The organism is Pseudomonas persica, from assembly GCF_900291015.1.
Taxonomy (GTDB): Bacteria; Pseudomonadota; Gammaproteobacteria; order Pseudomonadales; family Pseudomonadaceae; genus Aquipseudomonas.
Genome location: NZ_OLKL01000156.1, coordinates 1 through 269 on the forward strand (window position 1 = coordinate 1; position 269 = coordinate 269).

1 pseudogene is annotated in these 269 nt (G+C 65.4%); it reads right to left on the bottom strand.

Annotation, left to right across the window (positions count from 1 at the left end):
- Positions 1–269: pseudogene (locus FQ664_RS26100) on the bottom strand (nitronate monooxygenase); the annotation flags it as partial.

Genomic DNA, 269 nt, shown 5'->3' on the forward strand with positions numbered 1-269 from the left:
CCTCCTTCACTGCGCCAAGGCTGGTGATGACGATGGGGACCCGATGCTCGACGCACAGTGCGAGGTCGGCCGGCAGACGCGGGTTGCTCGGGAGCACGATGAGATTGACCGCATAGGGTGCGGGTGCCTGCAGTTCGGCCAGCCCTGCATCGATCTCCTCCAGCCAGGCCTTGAACCCTGCACTGTCACGCTGGTTCAGGGCCGGGAAGCTGCCCACCACGCCATTGGCGCAACAGGCCAGCACAAGCCGGGGGTTGGAGATCAGGAAC